The sequence below is a fragment of the Mesorhizobium sp. B2-3-5 genome, from assembly GCF_006442395.1.
Lineage (GTDB): Bacteria > Pseudomonadota > Alphaproteobacteria > Rhizobiales > Rhizobiaceae > Mesorhizobium.
Map to the genome: position 1 here is coordinate 15810 of NZ_VFVX01000038.1, position 22574 is coordinate 38383.

The following is a 22574-nucleotide window of genomic DNA, read 5'->3' on the forward strand; positions in this document are numbered from 1 at the left end:
GCACTAGAACGCGCGGGCGACAAAAAAGGATTCCCGAAAGTTTGTCGCCCTTTAAGGGCGTGTCCAGGCGCCTACATGGGCCTTTCAGACCCGCTGCCTTTGTAGGTATCGAGCCATTTCGGGTCCATTTTCGGCTCGGAGGCGAGCAACTGTGCCGTGTAGGGGTGGTGCGGCGGCGCGAAGACCTTACTTCTTGCACCGCTGTCGGTCACACACCCGCGCTGCATGACCACGACCTCGTCTGCGACAGCCCGGACCGTCGCCAGGTCATGGGTGATGAACATGTAAGTCAGGCCGATCTCGTTCTGCAGCCGGTCGAGCAGGCGCAGGATGCCCTCGGCGACAATCTGGTCGAGAGCGCTCGTCACTTCGTCGCAGATGACGATTTCGGGGTCGGCCGCCAGCGCTCGGGCAATGCCGACGCGCTGCTTCTGGCCGCCTGACAGCTCAGATGGGAGGCGGTCATAGAAATTTGCCGGGTCAAGTTCAATCAACGACAGCAATTCCTCGACGCGACGGCGCAGCGCGCGGTCCTCGAGACCCGCATAGAACTTGGCTGGCCTGCCGATGATTTCGCTTACGCGCATTCTCGGATTAAGTGCGGTGTCCGCCGACTGATAGATCATCTGGATCCGGCGCAGTTGATCCTTGCTTCGCTCGCGGAAAGACCACGGCAGAATCTCGCCTCTCAGCCGAATTTCACCGCTGGTGGCCGGCAACAGCCCCATGATCGTGCGCGCGGTGGTCGACTTGCCAGAACCGGATTCTCCAACGACCGCGACCGTCATGCCGCGATGAAGGTCGAAGCTGACGTCATGGAGCACTTTCGGACCGCTGCGATAGGCGACGTCCAGTCCGCGTATGGAGAGTTCCGGCTGCGCGGTCACGGACAAGCGCGATTTTTCAGGCCGCTCGTAGCTCCGCACGGCCAGGAGCTTCCGGGTGTAGCTTTCCTTGGGATGAGCCAGAATACGCGCCGTTGGCGCCTCTTCAACCTCTTCACCTTTCAAAAGCACTTTGATGCGGTCGGCCATCTGAGCGACGACGGCCAGATCGTGGGTGATGTAGATCGCAGCCGTTTGGAACTGTTCGACGACATCGCGTATCGCTGACAGAACCTCCACCTGGGTGGTCACATCAAGCGCGGTCGTGGGTTCGTCGAAGATGATAAGGTCGGGTCGGCAGGCCATCGCCATGGCCGTCATCGCGCGTTGCAGTTGTCCACCCGACAGCTGATGCGGATATCGAAATCCAATAAGATCCGGTTCCGGCAAGCGAAGCTTGGCGTATAGTTTCATCCCGTCGTCCCGCGCCGCCGAGCGGGATTGATATCGGTGCAACACCGGGGCTTCGACATGCTGGTCGATTATTTTGTGGGCGGGGTTGAAGCTGGCGGCCGCCGATTGCGCCACATAGGCAATCCTTGCCCCGCGCAGGGCGCGCAATTCCTTCTCGCTTGCGGCACGCAGGTCCTGGCCGTCGAACGTGATCTGCCCGCCCGAAATGCGCGTGCCGTCACGCGCAAACCCCATTGCCGCCAGCCCGATCGTGGATTTTCCCGCGCCGGATTCGCCAATCAGCCCGATCACTTCGCCACGATTGAGGTCGAGGTCGATGCCCTTGACGATCTCGAGCACGCTGTCGCCCATGACGGCTTCGATGCGCAAATCCCGGATCTGAAGCAGCCGCTTGCCATCGGGTGCCATCACATACGGTCCTTCAGTCCGGCGGTGAGTTTCAACATCCAGTCCACGACGAAATTCACCCCAACTGTCAGCAGGGCGATCGCCATAGCGGGGATCAGCGGTGTGATCTTGCCGAATGAAATCAGTACGGCGTTTTCACGCACCATGGAACCCCAGTCAGCCGTTGGCGGCTGGATGCCCAGGCCAAGAAACGACAGCCCCGCGATAAGCAGAAACACGTAGCAGAATTGCAGTCCGAACTCTGCAATCAGCGGCGCGGCTATGTTCGGGAGGATTTCCCTCCGGATCAGATACCAGTCGCCTTCGCCCCTGATGCGCGAGGCTTCCACAAAGTCCGTGACCACCACATTGGCTGCGACCGAGCGGGTCAGCCGGAAAATCCTGGGCGCGTAGATGGCGGCCACGACGCCAACAAGGACGGTCAGGTTCGTGCCCAGGATAGACAGCAGCAGCAGCGCCAGGATTAGCGCCGGTATCGACATCAGGACATCCGCCAGGCGCCCCAGAGTCTGGTCGATGACGCCGCCTCTGATCGCGGCGAAGAGCCCTGTAAGCGTGCCCAGCAGGAAGGCCGCGATCGTAGCGGTCAGGGACAGCAGGATGGAGTTCCTTGCCCCAAAGACGATGCGGGAGAATATATCCCGCCCAAGTTGATCGGTGCCCAGCCAGTAGGTTGCGCCGGGAGGCGCATAGGCTTTCGACACGATCTCGGACTCGCTGAAAGGCGCGATGAACGGCGCGAGAATGACCATGGCGAGACAGGCGCCGATCACGATGAATCCGAACATCGCCGTCAGGGGCGCCGAACGAAATACCGTGGCACGAGTTGAGGGAACCAATCTGACCAGGAGCCAGCGAAGGGCATAGGAAGCAACCATCGCCAGCACGAACACCACCGCGACAATGGCCAGCGTGTTGACGCCGTCCCGGCCAGCCACAAACCAGGTGATTGCGGACAGCGCGGCCAGCAGCGCGGCGATCACGGATCTCCCTTTTTCTCCATGATAGAGCGTCGCCGCGAACGCGACACAAATCAGGGCAATGAAACCAAAGGAAAGGACGCTCACGCCGAGAGGGCTCATTTGGGACGCCTGAGACGGGGGTTTGTCAGGATTGAGCCGACATCCGCCGCAATGTTCAACAGGATGAAGATCGCCGCGAAAATCAGGCAGCAAGCCTGCACGATGGGAAAATCCCGTTTGGACACAGAGTCCACTAGAAGCTGGCCGATACCCGGATAATCGAAGACCACCTCGACCAGAACGACGCCGGTTATCATGTAGGCGAGACTGAGGGTCACTACATTGATGATCGGCGCCCACGCACTTGGCAGCGCGTGCCGGACAATAACCCGCCACGGCGGCACCCCTTTCAGGCGGGCCATCTCGATATAGGGGCTGGCAAGAACGTTGATGATCGCGGCACGGGTCATCCTCATCATGTGTGCCGTAGCGACCAGGACAAGCGTCATGGCCGGCAAAAAGCTGCGGAAGATGCGTTCGCCGATCTCCGCCCCATCCCTGATGTTGGAGATCGGCGGAAACCAGCGGAGCTTAACTGCGAAAATGACGACCAATATGTATCCCAACAGGAATTCCGGCGCGGAAACGGCTGTCAGGGACATGACGTTGACGCTCTTGTCGAAGATCGTGTCGCGGAACAGCGCGGCCACGACACCCAGCGAGACCGCCAGCGGAATGGCGATGATTGCAGCGAAACCCGCCAGGAAAAACGAATTGGCGAACCGTCCTAGGATCGCGTCGGCCACACTTGTGTGGCTGATCATCGAAGTGCCGAAGTCGCCGTGGACGAAGGCTTGCAACCAATAGAAGTAGCGAACGATAGCCGGAACATCCAATCCCATCTGCTTTCGCATCGCGGCCACGGTTTCCTGGGTTGCCATTTGACCCAGGGCGGCTTGCGCCGAGTCTCCCGGCAAGAGCTCGACCGCAAAGAATATCAGAATCGAGACGACCAACATCGTCAACAAACCCAAGCCAAGCCGCTTTACGATCAGCGAAACTATGTCAGTCAACCATCGCTCCTGTTGTGCGCTCTGCGGTGCATGTTTCGCTGGTTGTTTCGCAATTGCGACACCCATTATCTTGCAACTGCGCAAGGGCGGGATCGAGTGCCTCGAAATTCTATGACGCCCTTGCCTAGGCTCGTTTCGTCGGCGGTCGATCCTGTTGCGATGTCCTCGTATTTTGCTAATATCGCAACACATCATTCACAATGCGCAAAAAATGGTTAAATGGCAAATGCTATTTTCCTGGCATTCACGCCCGTCTGCCTGCCCGCGGACTGCGTCTCCAGATCGATCCGTTTTTCAAAACCAGGGCTCCCGCGCGAGCCTGCAGACAGAAGGTAGAATGGTATGAAGGCACTAGTCACCGCCGGCACACGCGGCATGGGCCGCGCGATTGCGCAACGGCTGATGCAGTCGGGTTGTGAATGCATCGTCACTGGCACGACGGAAGTGTCCTGCAAAAATGTCCCGGATGGGGCGACAGGGCTCGCTGCCGATCTTACCCGGCCCGCAGATGTGGCGCGGCTTGCCGAGACGATAGCAGGGCTGGAGATAGACATCCTGGTCAACAATGCCGGGAAGAATATCCTCGGACCCACCGATGAATTCGCGGATGCGGATTTCGATGCGCTCATGACGATCAACCTCAAGGCGCCTTTTTCACTTTGCCGGGCCGTGATCCCGTATATGAAACAGCGTGGGTGGGGCCGTATTGTGAACATCACATCGCTATGGTCCGTACGCGCCCAGCGCCACGACGCGGCCTATTGCGCCTCCAAATTCGGATTGGATGGGATGACGGCATCCCTTGCCCCGGAACTCGCACCACACGGAATTCTGGTCAATGCGGTGGCGCCGGGCTACATCCTGACGGACGCCGTGGCGAAGGGATTTGCCGAAGAACGTATCGCCAAAGACGCCGAGACCATCCCGTTGGGCCGGTATGGCAGGCCCGAGGAGATTGCAGAGATCGTCGCCTGGCTGGCCAGCAGCGCTAACAGCTACATGACCGGCCAGAATCTCCTGGTGGATGGCGGCTTGTCGCGGACGGCTTTTCCCCAAATCTGACGCCGGGCGGCAGGTTATTCACCCTGCACAATGAAAACAGGCGGCAGAACAAGTCTGCCGCCCGGAAGTTGGGGAGGATGGGAGTGTGGCTTGGCTACTCGAACCACCACCGGCTGGTGCCGCGCGCACCATCGAGCGCCCAGTTGGTGGCGATCTTTTCGGGCTGCATGACGTTCGACCTAGAGGCAAACACCAGGTTCAGGAACATCGGCAGGATAGTTCCGCCGTCGTCGCGCGAAATCATTGCCATTTCGCGGTACATTTCGGCCCGCAGGCTGTCGTTGAGCTCTGCTCGCGCCTTCAGCAGGAGTTCATTGAAGCGTGGGTTGTTCCATTTCGATTCATTCCAAGCGGCATCGTCCTTGTAGGCCGTGCTGTACATGAGGTCGGGCGTCGGGCGGGCGCCCCACTGCGCGATGCAGAACGGCTTCTTCAACCAGACATCCGACCAGTAGCGATCGTTGGGTTCGCGCACGACATTGACTTCGATGCCCGCGGCCTTGGCATGTTCCGCAAACAGGACAGCCAGGTCGACCGCCCCGGAGGTGACGCTGTCGGCGGTGCTGAGGTCCACTTTCAGCCGGTCGAGGCCAGCCTTTTTCAGCAATGCGCGTGCCTGGTCCGGATCGTATTCACGCTGGGGGATGCCTTTCGGAAAATATGGCATCTCTGGTGAATGGTGGAAATCATTGCCGGGCGAAGCCGCCCCGAAGGTGATCTTCTCGATCATGTCCTTGCGGTTGATCGCCAGTTTCATGGCGTTGCGGACATCGACATTGTCGAACGGCGCGACGTTTGTGTGCATGGGCATCGTGATCGCCGTGCCCGATGGGAGATTGAGGACCTTGATGCTCGGATCCTGCCCCAGCAGGGCCAGGGTCTTCAGCTCAAGCTGCGTCACGGCATCGACTTCGTTTGCGATGAGCGCCGTCTGGCGGGCATTCGGATCGTTGATGACGACGATCTGCACCGCGTCGAAATGAGCGCCCTGGAGATGCCAGCCGTCGTGCCTTTGCAACTCGAAGCCGCGGCCGAACTCGCCGGTGACCAGCTTGTAGGGGCCAGAACCGTCACCGGATTGCCAGTTCAAGGTGCCGTCACTGTTGGCAGGGCAGATCGCTAGATGGACGTCCGTCAAGAGCCACGGAAGATCCGCCGTGCCCGATTCCATTTTGACGGTGATGGAGTAGTCGTCGTTCTTGACGACGTCCTTTACGCCCGCGAGCAATGATTTTGCTGCCGAAGTGGATTTTTCGCCGCGGTGATGGTTCAGGGAAGCGATTACGTCGTCGGCGACCACCTTCTTGCCGCTATGGAAAACAGCGCGCCGGTCGAGCTGGAAGCTCCACTCCTTTGCATCGGGCGTAGCGCTCCATTCCTTGGCGATGTCCGGCCCTAGTGAGGAGTCGGATTCGATCGCCGTGATGTAGGAGCGGTGCGCGTTGGCCAGCAGATAGACCGAAAAATTGAGATATGCTCCCGGGTCATGGGAGTCCGAAGTGCTGCCGTCATGCGAGGCGACGCGGAATGTGCCTCCCCGTTTCGGCTCAGCACGAGCAGAACGCGTCCACACGCCCGTCGCTGTCGTCGCCGTCAGCCCCGCAGCCATCGCGTGGTACAAAAACGAGCGGCGCGAGATCGTTCCGGTGCGGGCTGCATCCGACAGTTTCTTCATCAAAACGTCGTCTTGGCGGTTAGTCATTGGTGTCTCCCATTGCTCGTCGGTCCGTCTGGCCCTCCGTCGAAGCCTCGGCCCGCCTCTGACGAGCGAGATGCCGGGCACCGAGACGTGGTATTTGCCAGTATTGTTCTTCTTTACCGAACCGCACTCCGGCTGCTCAGCGTTTTCAATGCTGGCACAAGTGTTTCATATATGTCAATCGAATTGAGGGTATGCCGACCCGAGACAGGTCGCCGCATCGCGGTGCAAGCAAGCGGCGCGATGTTTCCCAATCAGATTGTGGCAGGTTTACAGTCGACTGCGCAGGTCTTGGGCAATGTCCCAAGCCGGCGGGCTACCGCCGCGCAGCTGGATATGGGCCAGCTTCTCGATAGTTTTGCCATTGCGGCTGGACTTCAGGCGGCCATGATTTCATCCAGCGGCCAAACCCGGGCGGCCCACGGTAGTGGGAAATTCCGAGCGCGGGAATCTTTCGTGGCCGCCGGGGGCCGGCGGATCAGCGTCCGGGGTTCAGATGCTTGGTCAGGCGGTCGGTTACCGCCAGGATCTGTTTGTGCAGCGCTCGCTCATTCTTCTCGGTCAGGGTACCCGATATGACGGATACGCCCATCGCCGCGAAGACACTCTCATCCGCATCGAAAACCGGCGCCGCGAAACAGGTCAGGACTTCGATAAATTCGCCGAAATCGGTCGCAAAACCGGTCCGTCGAATTTCCTCGACAGCTTCAGCAAGCTTGGCCCGGTCGGTAATCGTATTCGATGTCGCAGCGCGCATCGGAATGCTTTTTATCAACTCGTTACGTTTGGCTTCGGGCTGAAACGCCAGGATTGCTTTACCCAGGGCCGTTGAGTGAAGCGGCTCTTCAAGCCCGACCAGACTGCGGATGGACATGGGCGTATCCGGGGAAGCTGTATCGACCAACACAGCGCTTTGGTGGGACATCAACGCCAGATGTGCTTCCAGCCCGGTCAACTGGGCCAACTCTTCCAGATAGGGCCGGGAAACCCGGACAACCGTGGTCATGGCACCCGCACGCGAAGCCCATACAAGGAACTTGGTGCCCAATCCGTATTTTTTGGTCTGGAAATCCTGGCTGAGGACGCCACTTCGTTCAAGGGTGGTCAGGAACCGGTAGGCCGATCCCTTGTCCATGCTGAACTCCCGGGCAATATCACTGACACCGAAGCTGCGCTGCTTGGAGGCAAAAAAGTCAAGAATCCTCAGGCCCTTGTCCAAGGTCTTGATGCCCGGCTGGTCACTCCCATCGACAAGATCGATGCTCTCTGCGAGACTTTGCTCGAGAATTTTGCCTTTGATATCTTCCATTTTTACTCGCCAAATCTCGGGTTTGAAGGCATTGAAATCGAGGCGCTTTGTGCTTGACCCTTAACCAACTCATGTAGCCGCGATTCGCTCTAGCGCGACCTAGCCAAAATCGTTCGCATACTGTCAAACTTGTAATCCACTATAGCAACGTCGACAAGGGCAAAAGGCTTTCAGTTTTGTTCGGCCGGCGAGATAATCAGCATCCTCCGCGAGAGATGGGCGAACTCGGTCGGCATGTCCAAATTCGGAAGATCAGCTTCGAAAGTGAGCCGCTCTCATTTTGGTGCGGATTGCCGGCAAGGCGATTTGCCCGAAGCCAACCAAGGCAACTTGTCGATTGGCTGGGAAATCGTGCGGAAACTTGGTGATTTGCTTTTCATTCAAATGACGGGACTATCCATTCAGACTTTGGAGACAGAGGAAGGTCCACCCATCGCCTTTCAATCGTCGACATATGCGAAGCAAGAACGACCTCATTGGCCCTGAGACCATCCAAACCACTAGCGGAGGGTAACCGCGGCTTGCGGCCGGAAATAAGGTCGGCGAATACCTCAATCTGCGTAGCGTACGGGTCATTGCGCGGGGGCGAGAGCGCAATCCATCCATCAAAGCCACCACCGCTCATCCTGCGGGGCTTCGAACGAGGATACCAAGCTGCTCTGATGTCCGCCGGCAAATCGTCGAATCGCCGGTTAACGAAGACTGCTAGGGGGGTCGGCGACGAAACGGTTCGTTGCCTCTTCAATCAAATGAAGAGAGCCTTCGGTTCCGTAGAACTCCGTCAGGTCGCCGGGCACAGGGCAGAACCGTTCTGAGGAAATGACGCCGGCTACGCCATCGCCCATCTCGGCTATCACATGTATATTGTCATCCAACGGTACAGGCATCGCACTATGTTGAAGCGTGGCGCAGCCCGCAGTGAAATCCCGGCTCAGCATGTATTTCATCAGGTCTATACGATGGATTGTAAGGTCCATCATGGTGGCTCCGCCTGACAACTTTCGATCGTATCAGAAGTTGTCGATGTTCTAGGCCCGCTGGTATCGTTCCACTCAGCGTTTTGGCCAGAAATGACGGATCAGCCGCACGCGGCGAGAACTCCCGCTAATCAGTCGCGAAAATACGTCTCTCGCGCTGCGGCGCCCTTGGCTATCTTGTGAAAAAGATAAGAGCCGGTCGGATATGGGCGAGGGCGTATGTTGAGCGTGCGCTGAATTGGTTCAGCCGCTTGCCAGGCTCCGCATCGACGGCTTCATGCTGTCTTGAGTAATGTCGACCGTCGCAAGGGTGACAGGCAGATTAAACCGTCGTGGGCCAGCGCTGCCCGGATTCAAATAGAGCACGCCATCCACTGTCTCCATCCTCGGCACATGCGAGTGACCGGACACTATCATATCCATGTCCTGGGCAACGGGGCTGATCTGCAGCGTCTTGAGATCATGAAGCACGTAAATTGCTCGCCCGGCAAGGCGTATGAACTCGGTTTCTGCGTATTGCGCTGCCCACCCACCGGTGTCCACGTTTCCTCTGATCGCGGTAACCGGCGCGATACGGCGAAGCGCCGTGATGATCTCAGGGCGACCGATGTCTCCTCCATGAATGATGTGGTCGACCCCGGCCAGGCAACGCGCCGCCTCCGGCCGCAGCAAGCCGTGCGTGTCCGAGATGATGCCAATTCTGAATGTCATGGCTCTGCCACTAGACGGTGAGGGTGGTGAAATCCGTTGCGATAAGGCTGTTCGCAAACGCCTGAACGGCTTCCGCGAGAATTTCTTCGTCGGAATAGCGGCCGGAGATGTGCGTAAGAACGAGCTGCTTTACATCACTGGTCGCTGCCAGCGATGCTGCCTCCGCAGCTGTCAGATGTCCGTAGTCGCGCGCCATCGCTGCATCTCGTTGCAGGAATGTGGCTTCGATGACAAGCAGGTCGGCGCCGCTCACCCTGTCGGCCAATCCATCAGTGGTTTCGGTGTCGCCTACAATGACCAGCTTCTTGCCAGCCTCGGGTGGTCCGAGGACTGCTTCGGGAGCAATCGTTCGGCCGTCGGGGAGAGAAATTGAGCGGCCTTCGGCCAAGTCCTTCCGTATCGAACCGTCTGGCACGCCCAGAGCTGCCAAGCGGTCCGGACGGAGGTGACGACGCGCCGGCGTCTCGAAGGCGAAGCCGTAGCTGTCGGTGTCGCGATGGCGAACTTGAAAGCAATCGACGGTGAACTCATCCACCTCGAACACTCGTCCGGGGACAAGCGGCACGAGTTGCAGCGGGGTCGGCGCGCATCCCCCACCCCAAAGGCCAGCGAGCATGCGGGCGACGACGTCGAGAGTGTCTGCGCTGCCATGAATGGTCACAAGGTCCTCGCTCTGCCGGAGCCGAAGCGTCGAGAACAAGCCCGGAATCCCGAGCACGTGGTCGAAATGTGCGTGGGTGAGGAGCAGGCGATCAAGTCGCCTGAATCCGGCGCCGCTGCGCAGAAGCTGACGCTGGGTGCCTTCCCCGCAATCGACCAGCACCCGTTGACTGCCGGCTTCAACGAGCAGCGCCGGGTGATTGCGCTCGGCCGAGGGCACGCTGGCCGAGGTGCCGAGGAAGATGAGCCTGAAGGTCATGCGAGCAGTCTACCTCGCGGGCAATGAGACCTCAAAGCGGGCGAAAGAGCGGCCGTGGATGGACTTCGCGTAACCGGCTTGGCGCCGGAGATCTGTCTGTCGAACTGCGAAGGACACGCGAACGGGTTTGCAGCCTGCGCCGTGCGCTGCAAAGAGAATTTGGAAGCGGATGTAGGTGCCTGTAGTTCCGACTAAGGACCTCGCGAGGGTCAGTCGATGGACGGGGGCACAGAAGCAGCCGTTGCCGCCGTGATTGCCGCCGCCTTCGGCGCGGCCGCGACGTCGAAGCCGCCAGCGCCCTCCGGAATAGGCACTGACGGGCTGCGGTTCGCAAGTCAGAGGGAAACCGATAGACCGCCGTCAACCGCCAGCACATGCCCGTTGACGTAACTGGCAGCGTTGGAGGCGAGAAACACCACAGCTCCGCCGAGTTCCTCAGGCTGGGCCCAGCGGCCCGCAGGGGTTCGTGCCTCGACCCATTTGGTGAAGGCCTCGTCGTCGATAAGCGCGGTATTGAGCTCGGTGGCGAAATAGCCGGGGGCGATCGCGTTGATGGTGATGCCGTGACGGCCCATCTCGGCGGCGGCGGAGCGCGTCAATCCATGCAGGCCCGCCTTTGCCGCCACATAGGCATGAATGGTGGGACGGCCAAGGATCGCCGCAACCGATCCAGTGTTTATGATGCGCCCGAATTTATTTGGCAACATCAGGCGCACTGCATCACGCATCATGCGAAAGCAGGCCGAAAGGTTGACGGCAATCACACGGTCGAAATCCTCGTCCTCCCATTCGACCAAAGGCCTGCGATACTGGATGCCGGCGTTGTTGATCAGAATATCAAGGCGACCGCGGCGTTCGACGACTCCTTGGAGTGCCGCCCTTGAGATCGCCGCGTCGGCAACGTCGAACGGCAGGGCTTCGGCGCCGATGCTTTCCGCCGCCGCGGAGAGGGCGTCCATGCCGCGGGCGTTGACGATTACCGTCGCACCGTTTTCCGCAAGTGCCTTGGCCATGGCGAAGCCGAGGCCGCGCGAAGCACCCGTGACCAATGCGACACGGCCCTTGAGCGAGAACAATTCCGACATTGAAGCCCCTGGAGCGAGATGAGAATGCTTCAATCTAACCGCATCTCGCTCCAAGGAAAGGGCGGGAGTTTCCTCGCGCCCAAAAGCCTATTTGGCGACGCAGGTATTCGCCGTCTCCGGAGTGCAGACGTCGAGGCCGGTGTAGGTCGGGTCAGCCGGCGGAGCCTTGCCGTCCTTCATCTCCTTCAATGCCATCATCGTCTTGTAGCCCATTTCGAACGGCCGCTGGCCAACCTGGCCTAGGGAGAGACCTTCCTTCATCTGATCGATCTGGACGGGAAGCGTGTCGGCGACGACAAGGGCCAGGGCCTTCGAGGCGATCTTGTCCTTGTACGGGGCTACCGCAGCGCGGTTGGCATCTGGAATGAACTGCGGGAAGCCACCGGTTGGGATGAATGCGTCGAGGTTCGGGTTTTTCCCCATGATGTCCTCGAACTGCTGCACCGAAAGCGGGAAATCATCGTTAGTGTAGAGCGGACAGCCTTCGATTTCGGTCCAGCCATTCTGGCCCGTCAGCCGGTCCCCGGGCGAGGCTGCCGATTTGGTGCCCGAAAGCGTATCGCGAATGCCCTGCATGCGCTCATTGTGGTTGGCCGCCGCCGCGCCGCCCGATTGGATACAGATCGTGCCGCCTTTGGGCTTGATCTGCATGGCAAGCTTGGCAAGGTTGACGCCGATCTCATAATTGTGGGTGCCGATATAGGCGGCGCGAAGGTCCTTGTTCTCGGGCAGGAGGTCGGAATCCCAGGTGAGGACCGGGATCCCGGCTTCCTTGGCAGCCTGCAGCGCGACTGCCATCGCCGCGGCGTTCGACGGCGACACGGCGATGCCGTCCACCTTCTTGGCAACGAGGTCCTGAACGATCTGTACCTGCTCGTCGCCGCCGCCATGCTCGCCGGGGCCAATATACATGCACTCCAAGGCCCCGTTCGATTCGGCTTCGGCCTTCTTGCAGCCGTCGCGTGCCTGGTCGAAGAAGGGATTGTTCATGTTCTTCGGCACCAGGGCGAAGGTGTATTTTGCCTGGGCGCCGGAAGCGGCGAGCACCATTGCGCCAAGCGCCACGGCCGCCGTCAGCAGATGTTTTTTCATGGGACGTTCTCCTCCTTGGTGTGACCCCGCAGGCCTCCCGCCGGCGGGTTTCTAGCGGCTTCGTTTGGGCATCAAGGCTGCCAGCGACCCTGCGAGCATCGATCTGCCGCCGGTTTGCATGCCCAAAAGAACCGCAAGAACGATGAAGGCGCCCACGAAGGCACCCTGCCAATTTGAATCGATGCCGGCCATCAGCAGTGCATTCCTGATCACCTCGAGGAAGGCCGAACCGATTATCGCGCCGAACGCCGTGCCGGCGCCGCCCATGAGGCTGGCTCCGCCAATGACTGTCGCGGCGATCACGCGCAGCTCATAGCCCTGGCCCATGGCGTTGATGGCCGAGCCGTTGTAGCCAAGCAGCAGCAGCGAGGCGAGCGAGGCGGTGAAAGCCGAGAAGACATAGGCCTCGAATTTGATCCAGTCGACCGGCACGCCGGTAAGCCGGGCGGCCTCCTCATTGCCGCCGATGGCGAAGAGGTGCCGGGCCCAGGCAGTGAAATTGAACACGAAGCCGACGATCAGGGCCAGAATCACCATGGTCCAGAACTGCGATGACAGTCCCGGTATCCAGTGGGGTGCCCAGTCCTGCGGCCCATGCAGTGGCCATCTCGCCTGGCCGATCGCCTTCACGATCGGAGCATCGGGCCCGAACTGGTAGAGCATCTGGTTGGCCGAGAACACGACCGCCAGCGAACGCGCCACGGACAGCATGCCGAGGGTGACCACAAAGGACGGCATTCCGACATAAGCAACAAAGAACCCGTTGACCGCGCCGCAGGCCAGACCCGAGAAAAGGCCGATGGCGAAGGCGACGTACCAGGGATAGTGCCAGGTCAGGAACAGGCCGGCGACGATGGCCACCAGGCCCATGATCGAGCCGACCGACAGATCGATGCCACCGGTGATGATCACCACCGTCATGCCGAGCGCCATGAGGCCGAAAGGTGCGAAGTTGCGCGTGACGTTGGCGACGTTTTCGGAGGTGCCGAAGCTCGGCTCCATAGCTGTCATCAACATGACGAGGGCAATGAGCGCGATCGTCACCCAGAATGGCTGACTTGAAACCACATGCTGCAGAGCTGTCTTTTCCTTGGTCGGGACGAAGTCCGCCATGGCCGGCCCGACGGTTTCCCCGAACGACTCCTTGACGCTAACCGACTGCCGAGCACTATTCGCCACGGATGGCCCCCGTTATCAGTCCGGTGATTTCCTCTGGCGAGGTGTTGTCGACCTGCTTGTCGGCAACCTTGGAACCTCGCCTCAGCACGATGATACGATCTGCGACGGCGAAAACGTCAGGCATGCGGTGGCTGATCAACATGACGCCGACCTCTTGCGCCTTGAGGCGTCTGATCAATTCGAGCACTTCCGCCACCTGGCGTACGGAGATGGCGGCGGTCGGTTCGTCCATCAACACCAGCTTGGCGTTCGAAAGCCGGGTTCGCGCGATGGCTACCGCCTGGCGCTGCCCACCCGACATCTTCCTGACCAAGTCGCGCGGCCGGGTTTCCGATTTGAGTTCCTCGAACAGCGCTGCCGAGCGGTCGATCATCGCCTGCTTATTGAGCACCCTGATCGGCCAGAAGCCTTTCTTGAGCTCGCGGCCAAGAAAGACGTTCTGCGCGGCCGTCAGATTATCGGCGAGCGCCAGGTCCTGATAGACGACTTCGATTCCCTTGGCGCGGGCCTGGACGGGCTTGTGGAAATGACAAACCTCGCCGTCCACGATGATTTCGCCGTCGTTCGGCGGGAAGTTCCCGGCCACCGTCTTGACTATCGTCGACTTGCCGGCGCCATTGTCCCCCATGAGACCCACGACTTCGCCCCGCTCCACCTGGAAGCTGACGTCGGTCAGGGCCTGGATGGCTCCAAAGTTCTTGGAAACGTGGCGAACTTCAAGCACCGGCATCGCGGTCCTCCCTGGACAACATTTGCCAACCTTGTCCCCGACTTATGCAAGACAGCTAATCAGCGAAACGCAGTCAACACAATCATTATTAGATCAGGATTTTAGGGGCGTTGGTGCAGGGATGCGACTTGCGGCGCAATGGGATCTTTGACGGGCCGCCGGCTATGCTCTGCTTTGTGTGCAACGAACGGACTCCGGCGTGCACAGGCCAGCATGCGGTTGCGAACAGCGCAACGATGGCAACCTCGGCCTTTTGGGCGGCAAAGGAGCGGGCCCTTAGACGTCGGCCGATGTGTCCCTTGTAGCGCCCGATGGCCGTTTCCGATCAAAGCTGCTTTCCGTACCCTGTGGCAGCCTGCCAAGGAGATGGCGCAGGACTGGCGTGAGCTTGCAAGTCTGTGATGTTCTGGCGGCACTACGGTCAATGAACGTCGATCCATCCTCTGATATCGGGGGACGGAGCGTCGCTGAATGGAGCGCTTAAGGCGGAAATTGGCTTGAGCGCGCCGCTCCACGGTCAATGGCATATCCCGGCAGATCGCCGCCATCACCGATTGGACCTCCGAGGTTGATCAAAAGGCGTGCGCAACGCACCAGAGGGGATGCGGGCTTCATAGTGCGAGATCCGATAATCTTCGCAGAGATTAACGGACAGCTCGCTGACTTTCAGCGACCAGACGAAACTGCGCCTAAAGCCCCAAGCCAGTCAGGAAAACATCGATCTGCCGCTCGAAACGGGGCCGGTCGAAATCCACCAGTGCCACGCGCCAGATGCCTTGCACGTAGGTGGCAATGATCGATGCGTTGGTCTGCGGATCGAACGTGGCCGGCAGCGCACCTTTATCCCGATCCTGGCTCAGCCGCTCGGCAAGACTCGCCTGGAATTTTTCCTCACGGTCCTCGACGAACTGCCGCAAGTCAGGTTCCGACAGCACCTCCTCCGAGGCCATCGCCGCCGACATGCACAGGCGGGACGGTGTCTGCGGATCGTCCAGGCAGTCGAGCACGACGCCGAACAGCGCGCGAATTCCCTGGCTGGCCGTGGGCGCGGACAGAAGTGCCTGGGCGCGCTTGCGGCCCTCCGTCATCTCGTAACGCTCCACGCATGCCAGATAGAGCTGCTTCTTGCTCTTGAGGGTGTTGTAAAACGAGCCTTCGCCAATCCCCATAATCTTCAGGAGATCGCGTAGTCCGGTCCCGGCGTAGCCGTGTTTCCAGAACAGCCGCATCGCCTTGTCCAGAGCCCGTTCGTAATCGAAAGCAATTGTGCGTGCCATGGCGTCATCATAGCCTATTTGTAGCGATTGATAAAGAATTTTGTTGACAAGCCGGCACGCGCGGGCCGATATCTGTATCGGTCGCTACAAAATAAGAGCTTGTTACCGACTTCTGGAATCACACCCGTTAGGAGAGAAAGCATGACCAAGATCAATGTGCCGACCCGCAATGAGGTATCGCCCGTCAATCAGGCAATCTTCGACAAGCTGAAGGCGAGCCTCGGCACCGTGCCGAACCTGTACGCAACGTTCGCCCATTCCGAACATGCGCTAGGCAATTACCTCGCCCTCCAGAATGCGAAAAACAGCATCGCGGCCAAGGCTCGGGAAGTGATTAACCTGGTCGTAAGCCAGGTTAACGAATGCGAATACTGCCTCGCCGCACATACTGCCGTTGGAAAATTGGTCGGATTTTCGGATGCGCAGATCCTCGAAATCCGCCGCGGTCAAGCGAGCTTCGACACGAAGCTCGACGCACTGGCCCGCCTGGTGAAAGCCGTTGTGATCGAGCGCGGTCATGCAGATCAAGGGCTCGTTGACGCGTTCTTCGCGGCCGGCTGGACAAAGGAAAACCTCATAGACACAATTGTCACCATCGGTGACAAGACTGTGAGCAACTATCTTCATGCAGTAACCCGCGTGCCCATCGACTTCCCGGCCGCGCCCAAACTTGATTGATCAAGGGTCGCGTCGGTCGGAGCCGCCTGTAGCGCTCCGGCCGGCAAGTGGACCTGCTCCCCTGAACCTCTGCCGTTCTAAGCTAGAGTCCGCCTTCGTGATGAGCCGAAAAGAGCAGGTTCACCGAGGAGCAGGTCAGCGGCATGGACGTGACGCAGGCCCGCAAGTCCGCGACCCCCATGAAAGTCAGCGATCCCTCAACCACTGCTCCAAACACGCCGGTCCTCTTGCGGCCCCCCAGCTGCCGGTCGGCAACGCGCCCACTGTCAGCCGTGGAGGCCAGTGTCGGCCTTACCCAGAAGCAGACAAACCCGGTTATCGGGGTCGAAGTCACGATGCGGCCGAGTAGGCGTTAAATAGGCACCTGCCATCGACACTCGGCGCCCAACAGCTCTCACTCACTCTGCGGCGTAAAGTCTGCCTCCTTCGATGATGGCGCGGATCTCGGCGCGGCAGGAGCCGCAATTTGTGCCAGCTTTTAGCTTCTCTCCGATGGCTGAGACGCTCTTGCAGCCCGACGCTACAGCCATAGCGATCTGGTTGACCCCAACGCCGAAACAGGAACAGACGGTAGCGCCGACATCGGGCCGATCGGCCCCGGCACAGCCGGCGATGACGCGAAAGCGCTCACGCGGGCTGAGATGGAGCGCATCAACTTGCTCAGCCGCCCATTCTCGAATCCCGACAGCGCGGCGTGCTCGGCAAAAAAATCTCCTCCGGAGAGCCATGGGCGAATGCTTCGGAGAAACCATTCGCCGCGCCACTTCGGCGATGATCCACCAGTCCGGCCTTGCCTTGCCAGGCGCAGCCAGGAACGGCCGCTGGCGTGATATGCGGCGCTCGGAGTTGGTGACGGTGCCGTCCTTCTCGCCCCAGTGACCCCGCTCAGCGTGTCACAGAGTGGCGCTTGGCCTTAGCCGTAGTGTAGACGCGGCTTGGGCAACGTCCCTGTGAAGTGGACGCCGATCCGGTCATTCCTGCGCCACCGCAGAACAGCTTGATAGGCAACGCCGTCTGTTGGCATGTAAAGGACGAACCGTTCAGGCACCCGCGCTTCCATCGGCATCTTGAGTTCAGCTCCGCCACTGTTCTGGTTTCGAATCGTGCAACTGATTTCGGAGGTTGTGATTCCGTTGATGATCGCCGCACGTTTCAGCACTCGCTGCCGCCGTTCCCGGCGATTCTCGGCTTCTCAAACCATTGTGACCTCCTTCAGGTCATCCCCAATGAAAACGTTGGCCGAACTACATTCGATCCACCTAGCCTACCTGCGCCTCATAGCGACCACAGCAGCCTGCCGAGTGCTCAGGAGTGCTCTTGCACCGTAAATTGACGAAATACTGCGTTAACGCACCAATTCCGTTTCCGCGCAACGTCCGCCGATTGCGCGCGTTCCTTAGATCGGGAGAGCTGCGGCAGATCTGACCGCCAGCCTCATGCGCAGTCGGAGGCGACCAGGATGTCTAAATTCAAAGAGGCCCTTGAACGCGGCAAGAAAGCTCACCATCAGCAAGAAGATCGAGCCGGTGGGAATACTCCAAAGGTGGACTTTGGCGCGCAAGCCAGAGCTTGGCTAGGCAAGGTCGTGATTGAGTCGTTGCAAGAAGCCAAGGCAGAGGTGGCGGGAGAGGTGACCATCGACATAGACACTACGCCACGCCGCGAGGCTAAAGCCTTAGCGCCCTCTGTTCGGTTTCGAATCTACAAGAATGGGGGATTGTTAGAGAAGAACGCCAGAAGGGCATTCAGGGTCAGCGTTCCGATAAGTGGGGAGGTGTTAGTCTCTGCACCCGGCATGGTGACGGAGGATATAGGAAACATTGCGGATACGACCGACCAAAGGTTCCGCCACTTGCTGGCGAAATTGATCGAGCAGGCCGCCAAGGGCACTTAGTAGGAGACGCGCGGCGGTGTCGCTGCTGTTCACGGCACGTGGAAAATGGAGCGCACCGGGGAATGTTCGTACGAGCAGACAATCCTACGCCCACCCGAGCATTCCTTACGACTCGTTTCTTTAGGGACGGGGCGCAACCAATACGCCGGTCTCCGTAACAACCAGCCACCCCGGCGCCACGTACCAGTGCAACAACATCGAGGGTTCAGCTGAGCAGGTCCTGCAATGGACCAAGCGTGGCCCCAGGTGGCACAGCGCAGTGCAGCTCTGCATGATGCCATGATCGACCAGGTGAAAACAGCCGTGTTTCGCAGGGCGTCCATCGAGGACGCCAAGGAAGAGATGCTATTACCCTCTTAGACCGGAGCCCCTATTCCATGTCCGGCACGTCCCCGTCAACAAAGAGCGTTATCGGCTCTCTGTATCCGCCGAGCGCCGGGTTGGCCTCATGCGAGCGCGGGAGCCCGGCTCGTTCATCTGAACCGACACCTTTTCCTGGACGAGCGAGCTGGGCTTTCCCGGAAGAGCTGACGTTAGCCACCCATCTTCTTGGCCATCGCGCAGAACTTTGCGTGCGCCTTCTTAACCGCCGCATCGGCGCATTCCTTCATCATCGCCGTACGCTCGTCGGGTTTCATAGCCATCCACGCGGTCTTGAAATCCTTTTGCGATTTCATGGTCTTCATACCCGCATCGGTGAAGAACGGCGACATTTTAGCCGGGTCATCGAGCGCGGACGTACCGCTCGTGGAAGCAGCCATTGCAGCACTACCCATCATTGCGAGCGCAGTTGCACCCATGCAGAGCATTTTGATTGTCATTTGGATATCCTCCGTTTACGTGTCCTGCACTTAGAAGTGACGGCAACGGGAGAACGTGTAGTTGGTCGGGTCGGTTCCGGGGCATTGCAAACAACCTCGCTTGCTATTTACCCTTCCGGCCTTCCTTTCCGACAAATGAAGGCTTCGGCGCATGAGCTTCCTTGATGGTCCTGAGAGCTTCGTCTCTGGTGATGCCGCACTTGCGTGCGTAGTAGGCGGCTTCCACTTCCAGATCGCTATCCAATGGGACTTCGATCCTCTGCTTTGACTTCTGTTTCGCCCTCAGCACATCCGCGCATCTGGCTCCATTTGGCTGCCGGGTTTGTGCTTTAACCTTGCTACGCTTTCCAATGGCCTTGCCGGGGCCCTATGGCGAGGCCGGTGGCGCAGCATTCCTTGAGGCTTCGAGCCTTGCCTCCCGGCGCGAGACGGTGACGCTGCCGAACCGCAAGATTTCCCTTTCCGCGCGGCCCGCCCAAGGGTTCCAATTCCCGCCACTGACGATTTCTATAGGCCGGGCGGGACACGTATCTCGCCCCCAAAGGCCGTTGGTCGGCTTGACCAGTCGAGCATGCTACGAGTTGCGCTTTTCATGAAGCGACGGAGCGTACGACAGACCGACGATCACGCCATCCACGGTGAGCAAGCGTGCAACCATCTGCCCCCAAGGCTCCGTCTTTGCGCCGTGTAAAAGTTTGAACCCGCCCGATTCCAGCTCCTGCACACCTGCGGCTAGTGCCTCAGCATCTCTGAGTTCGAATTCGATGCTGACTTGTGGAATGGGAAGCTCTTTCGGCCACACGTCAGTACCGAAGCATGCTTCGGCTGCTTGATTCAGGGGCCAGACACCAAAGTGTCTAACGCCTTCAAGCTGTTCAGTGGCAAAATACTCTCCATCCAAGCGCTTCAACGGCAGGCTTAACGCATCAACATACAACTTTCTGCTCGCTGCCGGAGTGGCGCTGATAACGCTGACACTGGTTACCAACTCAACATGCATGATTGTCTCCTGAATTTTCCGAAAGCCAATCTTGACACAACACCTTTGGGAAGGCGTTTTTCAGGCCTCTAGCTCGGTTTTTTCGCACTAATCGGCCTTCGTGTTCGAGCGAGGGAGTTCGCATGCGATCCATCAGAAGGCCAAGGAAGCTGGTGTCTGCGATTCGTCGGAGGTCGCCTTTCTCTTTGATGAACCGGCGTTCCATTTGCGCGACGATGCCCAGGACCGTCAGCACCACGAGGCGGCCAAGGCGGGTCACAACCAACTCGTCATCGGGACGAAGAAGATCCAAAACGGTTGCCAGCTCGGCACGGCCGTCACGGGTACCGCCCGACATTTTCTCCGAGCGAATGATCTCGCAGCCCTCAGCCTTCAACTTGGCCAACTGCGTATCAAGATCTTGGTCGACCGTGCGTGACGCGCTCGCCGCTCGAGTCATAGCGATCTACCGGTCCGGGATTAGAGACGAGGAAGAATTGGTGTCGGCGTCGAAGCTACCGCTGGAGTACTGAAGTCCGTACTTGGCCATCGTGGAGACGCGGCTCGGCAACGTTCCTATTGGACCCCAATCCGGCCCCGGTCGTTCTTGCGCCACCGCAGAAACACGAGAAGGCATTCTGCTTCTGGTTGTGAAGGAAGATGGGCCGGATGGCCCAAAGCAAGGACATTGTTCTGGGGCGATTGCTCCCACTTCCAACGCAGCCGCCCATGTTCACGACGGTCCGCCCCGACACTGGCCATCGTCTGCCGGCACTCCCGATTGGTACGAAATCGGACTCCGAATCTCACTTGATCTAGTGATTTCGATAGTCTTATAAAAGTCGACGTTACCCTTGCTCTCTGGGGAGGAACGCGATGGATAACGTGGTTCCGTTCCGCAGTGTTGTGGCCCGTGTCGAGTTGGCGGAAGCTTGTGGCGAATGGTTCGTCCGCGTCACCGAAGACCACCAAGAACTTACCCGAGCATTTGAGCAGGAATCATCCGCGCTGTCCTATGCGGAGGGCCAGCGGATACGGCTAGGATTACACACGATCACCCGGACGTAAGCCCTTCACAGGCTTGTCGCGTTCCCATCGAATGAACGGCTTTACTTCAATCGCAACGCAGTAGGGCGTCTACAACTACTCAGCCCCCGCGGTGCTGGTTTTCCACCGCCTCGACCATGACGGCGAAAAGGCTACCCACCTCTTCACCGATCTCAGGCGGCGAAATCGCGGCCCGCATCGCATCGGATATGGCCCTGTCGGCAAGATCGTTCATTGGACCCGGGTCAATCACGGGTTTTCGGGAACGTTTTCCTCCATCCATTTATGCAGGAGATTCAGCGCTCGACTGCTCATCCAGCCATAAGCTAGGCGCGAAGTTAGGTTCCGGCGGGCTTCCCCACAGCTAGCTCGTCGAGTTCCACCTCCAACTGGTCGCTCACCGAATCGACGCTGGCTGCACCAATAATCCGGCCGTCAAAGCCCTGCAGCCAGGCTTCGGCGGATCCGGTTGCCTGCGGGGATAATGCTCTGGAGGATTTCCCGGTGCGTTTCCACTGCATGATCCCGTAGGTCTTCACCGTTGAGATAGAGCAGATCGAAGGCAACAAGACAGATATCCCTGGCGCTTCCGGTGCCAACCGCGCTTTGCAGCGCATGGAAGTCGGCCAGCCCAGCGGCGTTGATCTTGATGTTCTCGCCTTCAGGATGAAGCTTTGCGCTTCGGTCGCAATCGCTTCGCCCGCCAGTTCCGAGAACACGCCTGTCCAGTCATGGCCTCTTTTGGTGAAGAGCCGAATGCTGTCGCGGTCCTTCATAGCCTGCGTCCGATAGCCGTCCTGCTTAACCTCGTGAATACATTCGGTGGCCGTAGGCGGCTCTTCAAAAAGGTTCGGCTCCATCGGCCTGATGAAGTCCAGCCTATTGTTCTTACGCAACACGGCGATTCAATTAGCTTTATCTAAAATTGTTCCGAACCGGGGAATAGCGGCTGAAACAAAACGACCGATCGCACGTTGCGAATCTCGCCAAGGAGGAACAACCGATGGCTGACGATAAGAGCAAGCGTGACTTCCGCGACCGGGTGTCTGGCGGTGAAGATTACGAGGTCGCCTACTTCGCCCGGAAATTCCAGCTCACCATACCCGAGGCGCGAGCCCTCATTGCAAAGCACGGCAACGATCGCGAGACGTTAGAGCGAGAGGCGACGGCCCTTGCCAAAAGCTAAGGTGGAGAGGTTCGAGCAGCTTCGCGCGCGACCCTCGATAATGATCCCGGCCGAGGACTGTGGCGAGGCCGAACGTGTCCGGCGGGCGTGCTGCCTAGAGCATAATCTGAGCTGATGGAATCGCGAGGGATTCCCATCGGCGAGAATATCTGATTCATCATGTCTGCTGGATATGGAGGCCAGCAGGC

General features: G+C 59.3%; 25 protein-coding genes and 3 pseudogenes. 6 read left to right on the plus strand and 22 right to left on the minus strand.

Annotated elements, in window-relative coordinates:
* Positions 1-71: 71 nt before the first annotated feature.
* The 3 genes from FJ958_RS27365 to FJ958_RS27375 are packed head-to-tail and all read right to left on the minus strand — an operon-like array spanning position 72 to position 3741.
* Positions 72-1649 carry an ABC transporter ATP-binding protein gene (locus FJ958_RS27365; protein ID WP_246679783.1) on the minus strand — a complete coding sequence of 526 codons (1578 nt, stop codon included), beginning with the start codon at positions 1647-1649 and terminating at the stop codon, positions 72-74.
* A 56-nt stretch (positions 1650-1705) separates the two neighbouring features.
* On the minus strand, positions 1706-2788 hold the full coding sequence (locus FJ958_RS27370) for an ABC transporter permease (RefSeq protein WP_246679784.1): 1083 nt from the start codon (positions 2786-2788) through the stop codon (positions 1706-1708).
* On the minus strand, positions 2785-3741 hold the full coding sequence (locus FJ958_RS27375; RefSeq protein WP_140747909.1) for an ABC transporter permease: 957 nt from the start codon (positions 3739-3741) through the stop codon (positions 2785-2787). Before FJ958_RS27375 ends, FJ958_RS27370 begins: the two co-directional genes overlap by 4 nt.
* 342 nt (positions 3742-4083) lie before the next feature.
* On the opposite strand from FJ958_RS27375, the gene FJ958_RS27380 reads away from it, so the two are divergent.
* A complete protein-coding gene (locus tag FJ958_RS27380) occupies positions 4084-4803 on the plus strand; it encodes an SDR family oxidoreductase (protein ID WP_140747912.1) in 720 nt (239 codons plus the stop codon).
* 94 nt (positions 4804-4897) lie between these two features.
* On the opposite strand, the gene FJ958_RS27385 is transcribed toward FJ958_RS27380, so the two are convergent.
* The 11 genes and pseudogenes from FJ958_RS27385 to FJ958_RS27435 form a co-directional block, all read right to left on the minus strand.
* Complete coding sequence (locus tag FJ958_RS27385) at positions 4898-6505, minus strand: ABC transporter substrate-binding protein (RefSeq protein ID WP_140747915.1); 1608 nt, start codon at positions 6503-6505, stop codon at positions 4898-4900.
* A gap of 475 nt (positions 6506-6980) precedes the next feature.
* A complete protein-coding gene (locus FJ958_RS27390; RefSeq protein WP_140747918.1) occupies positions 6981-7811 on the minus strand; it encodes an IclR family transcriptional regulator in 831 nt (276 codons plus the stop codon).
* Between the two features lie 692 nt (positions 7812-8503).
* Entirely contained in the window at positions 8504-8809 is a 306-nt protein-coding gene (locus FJ958_RS27395) for a Gfo/Idh/MocA family oxidoreductase (protein ID WP_281406688.1), read from the minus strand.
* Between the two features lie 222 nt (positions 8810-9031).
* On the minus strand, positions 9032-9499 hold the full coding sequence (locus FJ958_RS27400; RefSeq protein ID WP_140747924.1) for a metallophosphoesterase family protein: 468 nt from the start codon (positions 9497-9499) through the stop codon (positions 9032-9034).
* Positions 9500-9509: 10 nt separating this feature from the next.
* Positions 9510-10418 (minus strand): MBL fold metallo-hydrolase, encoded by a 909-nt coding sequence (locus FJ958_RS27405; RefSeq protein WP_140747927.1) that lies wholly within the window; start codon positions 10416-10418, stop codon positions 9510-9512.
* A 335-nt stretch (positions 10419-10753) separates the two neighbouring features.
* Entirely contained in the window at positions 10754-11503 is a 750-nt protein-coding gene (locus FJ958_RS27410; RefSeq protein WP_140747930.1) for a glucose 1-dehydrogenase, read from the minus strand.
* 87 nt (positions 11504-11590) lie between these two features.
* Positions 11591-12595: a sugar-binding protein gene (locus FJ958_RS27415; protein ID WP_140747933.1), complete on the minus strand. Its 1005-nt coding sequence runs from the start codon at positions 12593-12595 to the stop codon at positions 11591-11593.
* Positions 12596-12646: 51 nt separating this feature from the next.
* Positions 12647-13708 (minus strand): ABC transporter permease, encoded by a 1062-nt coding sequence (locus FJ958_RS27420; protein WP_140747936.1) that lies wholly within the window; start codon positions 13706-13708, stop codon positions 12647-12649.
* 55 nt (positions 13709-13763) lie between these two features.
* A complete protein-coding gene (locus FJ958_RS27425) occupies positions 13764-14504 on the minus strand; it encodes an ATP-binding cassette domain-containing protein (RefSeq protein WP_140747939.1) in 741 nt (246 codons plus the stop codon).
* Between the two features lie 101 nt (positions 14505-14605).
* Positions 14606-14865 (minus strand): annotated as a pseudogene (locus tag FJ958_RS32250) (hypothetical protein); the annotation flags it as partial.
* 328 nt (positions 14866-15193) lie between these two features.
* Entirely contained in the window at positions 15194-15733 is a 540-nt protein-coding gene (locus FJ958_RS27435) for a TetR/AcrR family transcriptional regulator (protein WP_210243486.1), read from the minus strand.
* Between the two features lie 189 nt (positions 15734-15922).
* Between FJ958_RS27435 and FJ958_RS27440 the strand changes: the two genes are divergently transcribed.
* On the plus strand, positions 15923-16459 hold the full coding sequence (locus FJ958_RS27440; RefSeq protein WP_140747945.1) for a carboxymuconolactone decarboxylase family protein: 537 nt from the start codon (positions 15923-15925) through the stop codon (positions 16457-16459).
* A gap of 398 nt (positions 16460-16857) precedes the next feature.
* Here the strand turns inward: FJ958_RS27440 and FJ958_RS27445 are convergent.
* Positions 16858-17136 (minus strand): annotated as a pseudogene (locus FJ958_RS27445) ((2Fe-2S)-binding protein); the annotation flags it as partial.
* 49 nt (positions 17137-17185) lie between these two features.
* Between FJ958_RS27445 and FJ958_RS32255 the strand changes: the two are divergent.
* Complete coding sequence (locus FJ958_RS32255) at positions 17186-17338, plus strand: hypothetical protein (protein ID WP_246679793.1); 153 nt, start codon at positions 17186-17188, stop codon at positions 17336-17338.
* A 34-nt stretch (positions 17339-17372) separates the two neighbouring features.
* Here the strand turns inward: FJ958_RS32255 and FJ958_RS27455 are convergent.
* A pseudogene (locus FJ958_RS27455) lies at positions 17373-17630 on the minus strand (PilZ domain-containing protein); the annotation flags it as partial.
* A gap of 288 nt (positions 17631-17918) precedes the next feature.
* Here FJ958_RS27455 and FJ958_RS27460 point away from each other — a divergent pair.
* Positions 17919-18353: a hypothetical protein gene (locus FJ958_RS27460; RefSeq protein WP_140747954.1), complete on the plus strand. Its 435-nt coding sequence runs from the start codon at positions 17919-17921 to the stop codon at positions 18351-18353.
* A 533-nt stretch (positions 18354-18886) separates the two neighbouring features.
* Here FJ958_RS27460 and FJ958_RS27465 read toward each other — a convergent pair.
* The 4 genes from FJ958_RS27465 to FJ958_RS32260 form a co-directional block, all read right to left on the minus strand.
* Positions 18887-19174, minus strand: a complete 288-nt coding sequence (locus FJ958_RS27465) for a hypothetical protein (protein WP_140747957.1) — start codon at positions 19172-19174, stop codon at positions 18887-18889.
* A gap of 103 nt (positions 19175-19277) precedes the next feature.
* Positions 19278-19418 (minus strand): hypothetical protein, encoded by a 141-nt coding sequence (locus FJ958_RS27470; protein WP_246679786.1) that lies wholly within the window; start codon positions 19416-19418, stop codon positions 19278-19280.
* 330 nt (positions 19419-19748) lie between these two features.
* Positions 19749-20174, minus strand: a complete 426-nt coding sequence (locus tag FJ958_RS27475) for a glyoxalase (RefSeq protein WP_140747963.1) — start codon at positions 20172-20174, stop codon at positions 19749-19751.
* A complete protein-coding gene (locus FJ958_RS32260) occupies positions 20164-20613 on the minus strand; it encodes a recombinase family protein (RefSeq protein ID WP_246679788.1) in 450 nt (149 codons plus the stop codon). Before FJ958_RS32260 ends, FJ958_RS27475 begins: the two co-directional genes overlap by 11 nt.
* A gap of 416 nt (positions 20614-21029) precedes the next feature.
* Between FJ958_RS32260 and FJ958_RS27485 the strand changes: the two genes are divergently transcribed.
* Positions 21030-21221: a hypothetical protein gene (locus FJ958_RS27485; RefSeq protein WP_140747966.1), complete on the plus strand. Its 192-nt coding sequence runs from the start codon at positions 21030-21032 to the stop codon at positions 21219-21221.
* Between the two features lie 79 nt (positions 21222-21300).
* On the opposite strand, the gene FJ958_RS32490 is transcribed toward FJ958_RS27485, so the two are convergent.
* Together FJ958_RS32490 and FJ958_RS32580 are read right to left on the minus strand one after the other, a co-directional pair.
* Complete coding sequence (locus tag FJ958_RS32490) at positions 21301-21435, minus strand: hypothetical protein (protein ID WP_281406689.1); 135 nt, start codon at positions 21433-21435, stop codon at positions 21301-21303.
* Positions 21436-21635: 200 nt separating this feature from the next.
* A complete protein-coding gene (locus tag FJ958_RS32580) occupies positions 21636-21929 on the minus strand; it encodes a hypothetical protein (RefSeq protein WP_348642226.1) in 294 nt (97 codons plus the stop codon).
* A gap of 274 nt (positions 21930-22203) precedes the next feature.
* Here FJ958_RS32580 and FJ958_RS27505 point away from each other — a divergent pair, with 274 nt between their 5' ends.
* Complete coding sequence (locus FJ958_RS27505; RefSeq protein WP_140748059.1) at positions 22204-22386, plus strand: DUF3606 domain-containing protein; 183 nt, start codon at positions 22204-22206, stop codon at positions 22384-22386.
* Positions 22387-22574: the final 188 nt, after the last annotated feature.